Genomic DNA, 11795 nt, shown 5'->3' on the forward strand with positions numbered 1-11795 from the left:
GTCATCGCACGCAGCACCGGCGCAATAACCGTTTTCTACCTTTGGGTCTCCAACATATTCAGGAGGCCCTGGTGAGTCATTACATCGAGCATTGGGATGCAGAGGACGTCGACGCCTGGGAATCCGGCGGCAAGGACATCGCGAAGCGGAACCTGATCTGGTCAGTGGTAGCCGAACACGTCGGCTTCTCGATCTGGTCGATCTGGTCCGTGATGGTGTTGTTCATGCCGACGGATATCTACGGCATCGACGCGGCCGGAAAGTTCTTCCTCGTCGCAGTGCCCACACTCGTCGGGTCCGTCCTCCGCATTCCGTACACGGTTGCCACCGCACGGTTCGGCGGTCGTAACTGGACCGTCATGAGTGCGCTGTTCCTCTTCGTACCAACACTTCTCACGCTCTACCTGATGATGAACCCGGGTGCGTCGTACACCACGTTCATGTTGGTAGCGGCCACAGCCGGTATCGGCGGCGGCAACTTCGCGTCGTCGATGACCAACATCAATGCCTTCTACCCGCAACGCCTCAAGGGGTGGGCGCTCGGTCTCAACGCGGGCGGCGGCAACATCGGTGTGCCGATGATCCAGCTGATCGGCCTGCTGGTGATCGCCACCGTGGGTAACAGAGCTCCGTGGATCGTCTGCGCTGTCTATCTCGTGTTCATCGCGGCCGCTGCCGTCGGCGCTGCACTGTTCATGGACAACCTGGGCAACCAGAAGTCGGACCTGCGATCGATGGCCAAGGCGCTGAAGTTCTCCGAGTCCTGGGTGATCAGCTTCTTGTACATCGGTACGTTCGGTTCCTTCATCGGATTCAGTTTCGCCTTCGGTCAGGTTCTGCAGATCAACTTCCTCGCCGGCGGTGCCACTCCCGCAGCGGCGGCACTGCATGCGGCACAGATCGCCTTCATCGGACCGCTCCTCGGTTCGATCGCTCGCCCCCTCGGCGGAAAGCTGGCCGACCGCATCGGTGGCGGCAAGATCACGATGTGGACGTTTGTCGCCATGGCGTTCGCGGCATCGATCCTCGTGACGGCCGGAACGATGGACGACAACACCGCGGGCGTCGCGAGCGCCGGGATCATGGTGACGTTCGTTCTCGGGTTCATCGCTCTGTTCCTGCTCTCCGGCATCGGAAACGGATCCGTCTACAAGATGATCCCGGCAATCTTCGAAGCGAAGGCTCAGAGCTTCGACCACATGGATCGCAACGAGAAGGCAACGTGGTCGCGCAGCATTTCCGGCGCGCTCATCGGATTCGCCGGTGCGGTAGGCGGTTTGGGCGGTGTCGGCATCAACCTGGTCCTGCGCGCGTCGTACAGCAGCCCCGCGAAGTCGGCGACCATGGCCTTCTGGGTCTTCCTCGCCTTCTACATCGCCTGCATCGCGGTCACCTGGTTCGTCTTCCTGCGCAAGCCGTCGACGCTGACCACGGACGTCGACGACACGAAGGTCGCCGTCACGGCATGACGACCGCTCCGCAGAATCTCAGAACTCTCTCGTACCTCAGGAAGTAGGCGTCATGAGCAAGTCGGTTGTTGTCATCGGACACGGAATGGTCGGACACCGATTCGTCGAGGCACTGCGTTCGCGCGACGAAGTGAACAACTGGTCGGTGACCGTACTCTGCGACGAGCAGTACGCAGCGTACGACCGAGTCGGGTTGTCCTCGTACGTCGGAGCGTGGGACCCCAAGGAATTGGCACTGGCCGGAAACGACTACGTCGGCGACAGCCTGGTCGATCTCCGAGTCGGGGAGGGCGCGCTCTCGATCGACAAGGACGCCCGCACGGTCACGACAACCACCGGCAACACGATCTCCTACGACGCTCTGGTGATGGCGACCGGCTCGTACCCGTTCGTACCTCCCGTACCGGGACACGACGGCGAGGGGTGTTTCGTCTACCGCACCCTCGACGACCTCGACGGTATCCGGGCTGCCGCCGACAAGGCGGGCCCTGGCGCTGTCGGCGTCGTGGTGGGTGGCGGTCTTCTCGGACTCGAGGCGGCAAATGCGCTCTCGCTCATGGGAATGACGGCACACGTTGTCGAACACAATGCGCGACTGATGCCGATGCAGGTCGACGAGGGTGGCGGCGCGCTGCTCGCTCGGCTCGTCACCGAGCTGGGGCTCACCGTCCACACCGGTGTCGGCACAGCAGGAATCTCTCAGGCCGACAACGGAATCGTGGTCGAGCTGTCCGACGGTTCCACTATCGACGCGTCGTTGCTCGTCTTCTCGGCCGGAGTCCGGCCGCGTGACCAGCTGGCCCGCGACGCCGGCATCGCGGTGGGGGAGCGCGGTGGCATTCTGACCGACCTCGGCTGCGTGACTTCGGACGAGAACATCTATGCCGTCGGCGAATGTGCTGCGGTGGAGGGTCGTTGCTACGGACTGGTTGCTCCCGGTTACACGACGGCCGAGATCGTTGCCGACCGCCTGCTCGGCGGTGCTGCAGATTTCCCGGGCGCGGACATGTCCACGAAACTCAAGCTCATGGGTGTCGACGTCGCCAGCTTCGGTGACGCGATGGCGACCTCGCCGGGCGCTCTCGAAGTTGTCCTCAGTGACGCATCCAAGGGGACGTACGCGAAGCTCGTCGTCTCCGACGACGCGAAGATCCTGCTCGGCGGCATTCTTGTCGGTGATGCGTCAGCCTATGCGTCGCTTCGCCCGCTGGTCGGTCGCGAATTGCCCGGCGACCCGGCGTCATTGATCTCGCCAGCGGGGGAGAAGCCGGGTGCAGGATCGCTGCCCGACGACGCCGAAGTGTGCTCGTGCAACGCGGTGACCAAGGGCGCCATTTGCGACGCCATCGCCGCCGGCGCGTGCGACATCGCTTCGGTGAAAGCGTGCACCAGCGCCGGAACCACGTGTGGCGGTTGCCTTCCCACTGTCAAGCAGCTGCTGGCCGATTCCGGCGTCGTGATGTCGAAGGCGTTGTGTGAGCACTTCGCGCAGTCACGCGCTGAGCTGTTCCAGATAGTGCAGTCGACGCAGACCAGAACCTTCTCGGCTCTGATCGCCAAGTACGGCAAGGGCGCCGGCTGCGATATCTGCAAGCCGGTTGTCGCCTCGATTCTGGCGTCGACGGATTCCGATCACATTCTGCACCGCCAGCAGGCGTCGCTGCAGGACACCAACGATCACTTCCTCGCGAACATCCAGAAGAACGGTACGTACTCGGTGGTCCCGCGGATGCCCGGCGGAGAGGTCACGGGCGAGCAGCTCATCGTCATCGGCGAGGTGGCGCGCGACTTCGGCCTGTACACGAAGGTGACCGGCGGTCAGCGCATCGACTTGTTCGGTGCCCGCGTCGAACAGTTGCCCGCGATCTGGAAGCGCCTCGTCGACGCCGGGATGGAATCGGGTCAGGCGTACGGCAAGTCCCTCCGGACGGTCAAGAGCTGCGTCGGTTCGAGTTGGTGCCGCTACGGCGTCCAGGACTCGGTGGGCATGGCCGTCGACCTCGAGAATCGCTACCGCGGTCTGCGTTCGCCGCACAAGATCAAGTTCGGCGTCTCGGGTTGCGCCCGTGAATGTGCCGAAGCGCGCGGCAAGGACGTCGGCGTCATCGCGACGGAGAACGGTTGGAATCTGTATGTGGGCGGTAACGGCGGACAGTCGCCCAAACACGCTCAGTTGCTTGCCGGCGGCCTCGACGACGCGACCTTGGTCAAGTACATCGACCGCTACCTCATGTTCTACATCCGCACTGCCGATCGCCTGCAGCGCACGGCGCCGTGGGTCGAATCACTCGAAGGCGGACTCGATCACCTCAAGGCCGTGATTTGTGAAGACAGCCTGGGTATCGGCGAGGAACTCGAGGCACTGATGGCCAAGCACGTCGAGGGTTACCAGGACGAATGGGCCGGTGTGCTGGGTGATCCGGAGAAATTGTCGAGGTTCGTCTCGTTCGTCAACGCACCGGAAGAAGCCGACCCGACGGTTGTCTTCGACGAGACCGGAGTGCGCAAGGTTCCGGTCCTGATGGGCATGCCGAGCATCCCCACGCGCCGGTAATAGTCGCGTAACCCGTGGGAAACACGGGATCCGTAGAAACGTAGACAAGAACCCGCGCGACGTTGTCGCCGGATCGACAGGAGGACTTCGATGAGTGTCATCGATGCGCAGATCGCCAAGCTGGATTCGGATCGACTCGAATGGACGTCGGCCTGCCCGCTGAGCCATCTCATCCCTGGACGTGGGGTCGCCGTACTTCTTCGCGGCGGCGAGCAGGTGGCGCTGTTTCTGCTCGAGGACGGCACACTCCGGGCTGTCAGCAACTTCGATCCGTACGGCCGCGCCGCAGTGATGTCGCGCGGACTCGTCGGCGACCGGGACGGTGAACCGATCGTGGTCTCGCCACTGCTCAAGCAGGCGTTCTCGCTGGTCGACGGCCGGGCGCTGGACGACTCGTCAGTCGCGCTGCCGGTATACGGGGTCCGCGTCTGGGCCGGTGTGGTTCAGGTACACAGCCTACAAATGCAGGGCGTTCGCTCGACTGTCCCCGATGCAGTCTCGTGAGTGACGACATGCCGTTGGCTGGATTCACGGTAGGTATCACCGCTTCGCGCCGCGCCGAGGAGTTCGCGACGTTGCTGACTCGTCGGGGAGCCGATGTCGTTCACGCTCCGGCGATTCGAATCATTCCGTTGGCCGACGACCGTGAGCTCGAAAGGGTGACACAACAGATCATCTCGGATCCTCCCGAGGTGGTCGTCGCCACCACTGGCATCGGGTTCCGTGGCTGGCTGGAAGCCGCCGACGGATGGGGCGAAGCCGAAAATCTCGGATCCGCTTTGGGCTCGGCTCGTCTGCTTGCTCGCGGCCCCAAAGCCAAAGGCGCAATCCGTGCAGCCGACCTGCGTGAAGAATGGTCGCCGGCGTCCGAGTCGTCCGCCGAAGTGCTCGAACATCTTCTTGCAGAAGGTGTCTCGGGCAAGAGAATCGCCGTACAGCTGCACGGTGCAACCACCGAATGGGAGCCGATTCCGGATTTCTGTCAGGTGTTGCGCGAGGCGGGTGCGGAGGTCATAGCGGTGCCGGTCTACCGATGGGAACCGCCGGAGGATCCGACGCTGCTCGACCGGATGATCGACGCCATCGCTTCAGCCGGAATCGACGCCGTCAGTTTCACCAGTGCACCGGCCGTAGCCTCGATGTTGATGCGAGCCGACAAGACCGGCGACCTCGGCGACATCCTCGACGCGATGCGAGGTCCGGTGGCGGCAATGTGCGTCGGCCCGGTGACGTCAGCGCCGCTCGAGGCATTGAACGTGCCGACCACGGCTCCGGCGCGAGCGCGTCTCGGGGCGCTCGCGCGTCATATCGTCGACGAACTCCCGCAGCGAGCCAACAAGATTCAAGCCGGTGAACATGAAATCAGTATCCGTGGAGGATGCGTCGTCGTAGACGGTGAAGTGAAGCAGTTGCCGCCGGCGGCAATGTCATTGATCCGCACGCTCGGGGCCAGTCCCGGCCGAGTCGTCTCCCGCGACGAGCTCCTCGCTTCACTTCCCGGTGGCGGCGGCGACACCCACGCCGTCGAGACCGCCGTCGCCCGATTGCGCGCGTGCCTCGGCGCACCGAAAGCCGTTCAGACCGTGGTCAAACGAGGCTACCGACTTGCCCTCGACCCCGGCGACTACGTACAGAATTCAGGTGACTATGCAACGCGATGACGACGCACTCGTACTGGTAGCTCACGGCACGCGTAGTGCACGCGGCGTGGAAATGGTTGCCGCACTTGCCGAAGCCGTCGGCAAGCGCGTCGGGCGTACTCGCGTTGCCTTCGTCGATGTGCTCGGTCCGTCTCCTTCGGAAGTTCTCCGGGACACTCCGGGCCGAGCGATTCTCGTTCCCGCTTTCCTGGCGTCGGGCTATCACGTCCACACCGACGTTCGACGCGAAGTTGCGATCAGTGAGCACGCGGCCGTGACTGTGACGCCTGCTCTCGGACCCGATCCGGCCCTGGCGCGGGTACTGCTTGGACGATTGGCCGAAGCGGGGTGGAATCCGGGTGACGCGATAGTGCTTGCTGCTGCCGGGTCCTCCGATGCCCGCGCGTTGCGAGACGTCGGACGCGCTGCACTGATGCTCGCCGAAGTGGCGGGAAATCGCGTGGATATCGGGTACATCGCGACCGGAGAGCCGAAGGTAGCCGATGTTGTTGCAGCAGCACGCGTTCGCGGCGCGAAGCGAGTTTTTGTCGCCTCGTACCTCCTCGCGCACGGACTTTTTCACGAAAGGTTGCACGCTGCGGGAGCCGACGGTGTCACCGAACCACTCGGTGTCGACCAAGGAGTGGTGGACCTTGTCGTGAATCGGTATGAGAGTGCGCGAGGGGAACTAGTATCGCTGCATGACGTCTCACTCCGTAACACCGACGTATGCCGACCTGGTCGCAGCGGTTCGTGAATCCGACGTCAAGGCACAAGCTCTCATCGGTGAACTGACCGAAAAACAGGCGCGTGAGCCGTCCGGGCTACCCGGCTGGAGTCGGGGGCACGTCGTCACACACCTCTCGCGCAACGGCGACGCGCTGGGCAGATTCGTAGCCGGAGTGCACAGTGGCGAGTCGGGCGAGATGTACCCCGGGGGACCGGACGCGCGCAACGCCGCAATCGACGAAGGTGCCGATCGCCCGGCCGAGTTGTTGGCGCTCGACTATCGCTTCTCGGGGACGAGACTGGTCGACGCATTGGCTGACCTCCCGACAGATCGACTGGACACGCCGGTTCCGTGGCGCAAACCTGTCACTGCTTTCGATCTTCCGATCCTGCGCTGGAACGAGATCGAGATTCACTTGCTCGACCTCGACATCGGTTACACCTGCCACGATTGGCCGGCCGCGTTCGTGGAATTCACGCTCGCCAGTCAGTTGGGCGCACTCGAGTCGGCTGTTCCGGGTGTACGAGTGCCGTCACTGTCCGACGCGGAGACCTTGGCGTGGTTGGTCGGGAGGCCGACGAGAGTGGGGCTGCCTACCCTGCCTGCCTGGCCGTTCTGAGACACAGCCGTTCTGAGATACAGCCGTTCTGAGAGTTAGAAGAGGGTGGGGGCGCTGACGTCGTTGCGCGCTTGGGCCAGTCGCGCACTCCACCGCTTCACCAACCACATCTCGACGATCTCGGGTTGGGTGCCGGCGGCATAGGCCCAACTGTCGAGCAGTTCGCAGTACCGGCGGTAGCGGCGCGTCGTGAATCCGGTGACGGAAGGATCCTCGAGCCAGCCCTCGTGGATGAGCGTCGAGACGCCGTACTGGTCGATCATCTGAGCGCGTCGGCCTTCGTCTTGTACGCCCACCGCCCACATGAATGCGGCTATGAGCGATACCCCGACGCCGGGGGTGAGTGGCCAACCCGACCAGGTGTCACGCCGAACGACGGGCATGGACTTGTGTTTCGAACAGTGATCGAGAATGGCTGTGATCTGGGTCAGCGGATCCTCGTCCTCGCGGTGATGCGGGTTGAAGACGTTGGGGAACCGCCGCGTGAACCGTCTGCTCTCGTGCGAGCCCTGCCAGGCTGCGCAGAGGAACAGCAGTCCGAGTCCGTCGTGCTGGGCGACGACGAGATCGCTCGACGGGCGAAGGTCGTTGCGTTGAACGATGGCTCGGCCTTCGGTGATCACCTTGCCGTCCAGATCGCGCCCGCGCAGGCTGATCGTGTGGCCGGCATCCTCGAGGTGCGCGTTCCACCAGTCCAGGTCGACGGTCGCTTCGTCGTCGAGGACGTGCAGTGGAAAGGTGCGGGAGCGGCACCACTCGACCAATGCGTCCGGCGGTTCGAATCCTTCGTCGACACGATTCATGGCGCGATGATCCCACGAGTCGCCGACAGAAACCCCGTCGACCTGATCGAACCGGACACTCGCGGTACGCTCCGCTCATGAAATTGGCGTCCTCGCGGGTGCGGCCGGTGCTGTGGATTGCGGCCCTCGCCCTGACGGCCTCGAGTCTGAGCGGATGCATCGGTGCCGTCGACCGGATGGATTTCGAAGATCGGATGCGTGAACGTGGCGGTGGAATGACGTCGGATCTGGTGCGGAACGGGTTCGACAGCCTCGCAGAGCGATACGGCGTCGACGCGGTGTCCGTGACCAGCGTCGACATCAGTCCGATCGAGACGCTCGGCGTCACCGTTCGAGACCCGGGGAAGCCGTCGCAGCTCGACCGGTTCTCTTTCGACGGCGTCATTCTCGGCGAGCCGAGCCCTGTGCAAGTGAGCGTCACCGAAAATCTTGATGCACGATCGTTCACGTTGGATCAAGTGCCGGCATTGGCGAACGTCGAGAAGTTGGTCGACGACGCGCTGGCGAGCAGCGGCATCGACGAGGGTGAAGTCACCGGGATCTCGGTCGGTCGCACCGAGGCGATACACGCCTCCGTGATGGTGGAATCCCCACGCTCTCAGGTGCTGGTGGTCTTCGACCCGGACGGAACTCCCTTTCTGGTGCAGCCGCTGTGAGCCGCCGTATCGTTCCGCTGGTCATCTCGGTGGTGGTGATCGTGGTCGTGGGAATCTTTGCCGCACTGTTGTCTTCGGTGATCTGGCCCGGGCAGGTGGCTCACTTGGCGCCGATCTTCTGTGAAGATCCGACATCGAGCGCGATGGTCGTCTCGGATACCTTTACCGACGGCGACGGTACGTCCACCAATTTCACCCTGTATTGCGTCGGGCCGCGCGGTCAGACCGTCGATGCCGGTTGGCTGCTTCCGTTCGTGGTGCTGTGGGGCGTGTATTCGCTGGTACTCGCGGTGGGTGTCGCCGTGATCGTGCTGGCGGGCGTCGGCCGGCGTAGGCGCCGGAACAGTCTCGGGGTCAGCGATGCCCCGGCGGCGTCGTCCTACCAGGAGTTCTGACTGCGGGGTGTTGCCCCGATCAGTCTGGGAGGACGATCAATTCGGCAACGGCGCCGTTCTGTGCGTGTGCCGGCACGAGGGCAAACGCCGAGCGTCCGATCAACCCTGCAAGGTGCGCGGTACGCACGGACGGATCGGCTCGCCAGCCACCGTCGGGGGATTGTGTGACCGGAAGTAGGCGTACCGCATCGGAACTCACCGCAGCAGCGTTCTCGATGATGCCGAGCAGCGGCGGCGGCGTCTCGCGCCCGGTCAGGGCGGCCACGACGGTAGGCAGCATCGTCAACAGGGTGGTCACCGCGGCGTAGGGGTTGCCGGGGAGGCCGAGAACCACCCGACCGCTGGGCAGGACCGCCGATATCTGAGATCCGCCCGGGCGCGAGGCAACCCGGCCGACGATCGTGCGAGCGCCGAGTCGATCGAGTGCACTGCGCATTTCGTCGGCCGCGCCGCCACCCGTCGCACCGATGACAACAATCAGGTCCTGTTCGGTCGCATCCGCGAGCACACGCTCGAAACTGTCCGCCGTGTCGCGCAGGTGCGAATTCGACTCGCACCGTACGCCGTTGCGTTCGAGCAGATAGGGAAGAATTCCACCGACGGAGTCGCGGGTCTGACCTTCACGCAGTGGGCCTGTCTGCCGGATCTCGTCGCCGGTGACTATCAGGCGTGCCCGGACCGGACCACGGACGAGGGCGGCGAAGACTTCGCCGCTGGCAGCCGCCGAGATCACCGACGGGGTCACCGCGGTGCCAGTCGGGGCAATCGTGAATCCGGTGGTCCAGTCTTCCCCTTGCGGGCGAGCGTCGTTGCGGTACGGCGCATCCGGCAGTCGTCGCAGTATCCGAGTTGGCTCGTCGAGGGACAGATACTCGTCCCGGACCACCGAGGTGGCACCGGCGGGCAGGTGCGCTCCCGTGGCAATGCGGATCGCTTCGCCTTCGCCGAGCTCGAGTTGCCCGTCGGCGCCCGCGATGCGGATCTCGGTACGCACCCGCCACGGACCCTCGCCGGAGACGGCGTACCCGTCCATCGCCGAGACATCGGATCGAGGAAGATCACCCAGGGCGACGAGAGGCTGCGCGAGGGTCGCTCCCAGACTGTCGGCGAGGTCGGCCCGGTGCGGGGACAGCGGTGTCAAGGCGTTCGTGACGGCGATGCGGGCTTGATCGATCGTCAGGCGCGGATGCCTTCGCGCGCGATCGATGTCCGCCGGTGTGTCGCAGTCGGTGGTACCAGCCACACGCAGGGTCGAGAACGGTTCGGTGACAATTGCTTTCATCGGTTGGTTCTCGAGCCCTGAGCTTTCACGCAAAGTGGCGAGGCGCTTTCGGAGTTCACGAACAGTCCAGGCGGAGAACAGGAATTGGGCTCGGTTGGTCTCGTCCACCGCGCACGTCACCGGATTGTCCGTCGACGTCGCAGCGATCAACGCGTCGACCGATTCGGCCTCGATGTGCGGCAGATCGGACGCCAGGACCACCACCACGGCGTCGTCGGGTAATCGGGTCGCAGACAATCCGGCCCAGATCGCCGCAACGGGTCCGGCGCCGATCGGAGATTCCTGGGTCTGGGTGATGCGCGCATCCAGTTCGGGTCGATGCGGACCGACAACGACGACGGCGTCCAGATGCGCCGTCGCTGAAAGCGCGATGTCGAGGAGCCTGCGGCCGTGAACGAGCAGGCCAGGTTTGTCGACACCACCCATTCGGGTCCCGCGACCACCCGCCAGAATGACGGCGGCGGTCGGCGGCGTGACGGTCATACCTCCATGCTGCCCCATCGCCCGGGTCACGACGACCGGTGACACGTGAATCAGAAGTGATACCGAGCTTTCTTCAGGTCGATCCGACCGTCCTTGATCGGCACGCCTTCGAGTTCGAGCTTGGCGATCTGACGATGGGCCAGGTGCGCCGACGGTTTGCCGGAGGCACCGAGAACCCGATGCCACGGCAGATCGGCAGAGTCGGTCCGCATGATCCAGCCGACCGTGCGAGCACTGGAAAGTCCTGCAGCGTCGGCGATGTCGCCGTACGTCGCCACGAAGCCGGCGGGAATCGAGGCGATGAGTCGCCTTACCTCTTCGATCTGCTCTTCCGTGGTGGCTGCCATCGGGCCCTCGTCAGAGCACTGTCCGGACGAGGGTCGCCACCTCGTCGGCCCGCACGTGCGGGACCATGTGGTCACAATCGAATTCGACACTGGTCAGATTTTCGCCGAGGCGTTCGGTGAGCGCTGAGCGGAACTCGTCGGTGACATAGGGAGGCTGAACTTTCATTGCCTGAACCAGCACGGTCGGCATCGATGACGGTGGCAGCACGATCGGGCGAGCGAGTTCACCCCACCCCGTCACGATCGCAGGGGTGGACAGGCGCCAATTGACGCGCCCGTTGCCCAGTTGGATCAGGTGCTCGGCCATCTCGATGTCGAGATCCGGGGTGGGAACCTCACCCCACGAGCCGTGAATCTTCTCGGAGTAAGCCTCTGCCGCATCGGTGTAATCCGGTGAGCCGATTGTGAGCTCGGCCACTTCCTGCATGAAAGTCGGATCCAAACCGATCGCCGGGTCGAGCAGGACGAGCCCACGAACGCGTTCCGGTGCGGTGGCCGCGAGGTGCAGCGCCAGCATTCCGCCGAACGAATGCGCGAGGATCACCACCGGTCCGGTGGCATGTTCGTCGAGCGTCTCCAGCAGGCTGGCCACGTGGGATTCGATGTTCCACGGGGGAGCCCAGGTGGAGCGCCCGTGACCGCGCAGATCGGGCGAGATCCAGCGCGCTTCGGGCAGTTGGTTCTCGGCCATCGACTGCCAACGCCGGCCGTGACCGGTCAGGCCGTGCAGCGAAAGGATCTCCGGCGCCCCGACGGGTCCGTAGAGATACGTATGGAGTGCAGACACACGAGCAATCATGCCGGATGTGGGCGATGC

Annotated in this window: 12 protein-coding genes; 8 read left to right on the forward strand and 4 right to left on the reverse strand. The window is 64.3% G+C overall.

The features are described from left to right. Positions 1-68: 68 nt before the first annotated feature. The 6 genes from ACWF6P_RS25200 to ACWF6P_RS25225 all read left to right on the forward strand — a co-directional run bounded on the left by ACWF6P_RS25200 (position 69) and on the right by ACWF6P_RS25225 (position 7012). Positions 69-1469: an MFS transporter gene (locus ACWF6P_RS25200; protein ID WP_452622990.1), complete on the forward strand. Its 1401-nt coding sequence runs from the start codon at positions 69-71 to the stop codon at positions 1467-1469. Between the two features lie 52 nt (positions 1470-1521). Continuing rightward, entirely contained in the window at positions 1522-4023 is a 2502-nt protein-coding gene (gene nirB / locus ACWF6P_RS25205) for a nitrite reductase large subunit NirB (protein WP_452622921.1), read from the forward strand. Positions 4024-4113: 90 nt separating this feature from the next. Continuing rightward, complete coding sequence (nirD, locus tag ACWF6P_RS25210; protein ID WP_230812643.1) at positions 4114-4527, forward strand: nitrite reductase small subunit NirD; 414 nt, start codon at positions 4114-4116, stop codon at positions 4525-4527. Continuing rightward, positions 4524-5684 (forward strand): uroporphyrinogen-III synthase, encoded by a 1161-nt coding sequence (locus ACWF6P_RS25215; RefSeq protein ID WP_378544857.1) that lies wholly within the window; start codon positions 4524-4526, stop codon positions 5682-5684. Before nirD ends, ACWF6P_RS25215 begins: the two co-directional genes overlap by 4 nt. Continuing rightward, positions 5671-6420 (forward strand): sirohydrochlorin chelatase, encoded by a 750-nt coding sequence (locus tag ACWF6P_RS25220; protein ID WP_452622991.1) that lies wholly within the window; start codon positions 5671-5673, stop codon positions 6418-6420. Before ACWF6P_RS25215 ends, ACWF6P_RS25220 begins: the two co-directional genes overlap by 14 nt. Then, entirely contained in the window at positions 6365-7012 is a 648-nt protein-coding gene (locus ACWF6P_RS25225) for a maleylpyruvate isomerase family mycothiol-dependent enzyme (RefSeq protein ID WP_452622922.1), read from the forward strand. The genes ACWF6P_RS25220 and ACWF6P_RS25225 overlap by 56 nt, the downstream gene beginning before the upstream one ends. Positions 7013-7047: 35 nt before the next feature. Here ACWF6P_RS25225 and ACWF6P_RS25230 read toward each other — a convergent pair whose 3' ends face one another. Beyond that, positions 7048-7815: an 8-oxoguanine DNA glycosylase OGG fold protein gene (locus ACWF6P_RS25230; RefSeq protein ID WP_378449202.1), complete on the reverse strand. Its 768-nt coding sequence runs from the start codon at positions 7813-7815 to the stop codon at positions 7048-7050. A 77-nt stretch (positions 7816-7892) separates the two neighbouring features. Here ACWF6P_RS25230 and ACWF6P_RS25235 point away from each other — a divergent pair, with 77 nt between their 5' ends. Continuing rightward, positions 7893-8471, forward strand: a complete 579-nt coding sequence (locus ACWF6P_RS25235; protein ID WP_452622923.1) for a hypothetical protein — start codon at positions 7893-7895, stop codon at positions 8469-8471. Further along, positions 8468-8866: a hypothetical protein gene (locus ACWF6P_RS25240; RefSeq protein ID WP_378534013.1), complete on the forward strand. Its 399-nt coding sequence runs from the start codon at positions 8468-8470 to the stop codon at positions 8864-8866. Before ACWF6P_RS25235 ends, ACWF6P_RS25240 begins: the two co-directional genes overlap by 4 nt. Positions 8867-8885: 19 nt before the next feature. On the opposite strand, the gene ACWF6P_RS25245 is transcribed toward ACWF6P_RS25240, so the two are convergent. Genes ACWF6P_RS25245 through ACWF6P_RS25255 form a run of 3 tightly spaced genes read right to left on the reverse strand, consistent with a single transcriptional unit; the run spans position 8886 to position 11777 of the window. Continuing rightward, complete coding sequence (locus tag ACWF6P_RS25245) at positions 8886-10631, reverse strand: NTP transferase domain-containing protein (protein WP_452622924.1); 1746 nt, start codon at positions 10629-10631, stop codon at positions 8886-8888. Between the two features lie 50 nt (positions 10632-10681). Continuing rightward, complete coding sequence (locus ACWF6P_RS25250) at positions 10682-10978, reverse strand: MGMT family protein (protein WP_003942322.1); 297 nt, start codon at positions 10976-10978, stop codon at positions 10682-10684. A 10-nt stretch (positions 10979-10988) separates the two neighbouring features. Next, complete coding sequence (locus ACWF6P_RS25255; RefSeq protein ID WP_378449198.1) at positions 10989-11777, reverse strand: alpha/beta hydrolase; 789 nt, start codon at positions 11775-11777, stop codon at positions 10989-10991. Positions 11778-11795: the final 18 nt, after the last annotated feature.

It is taken from the genome of Rhodococcus sp. NPDC055024, from assembly GCF_053608585.1.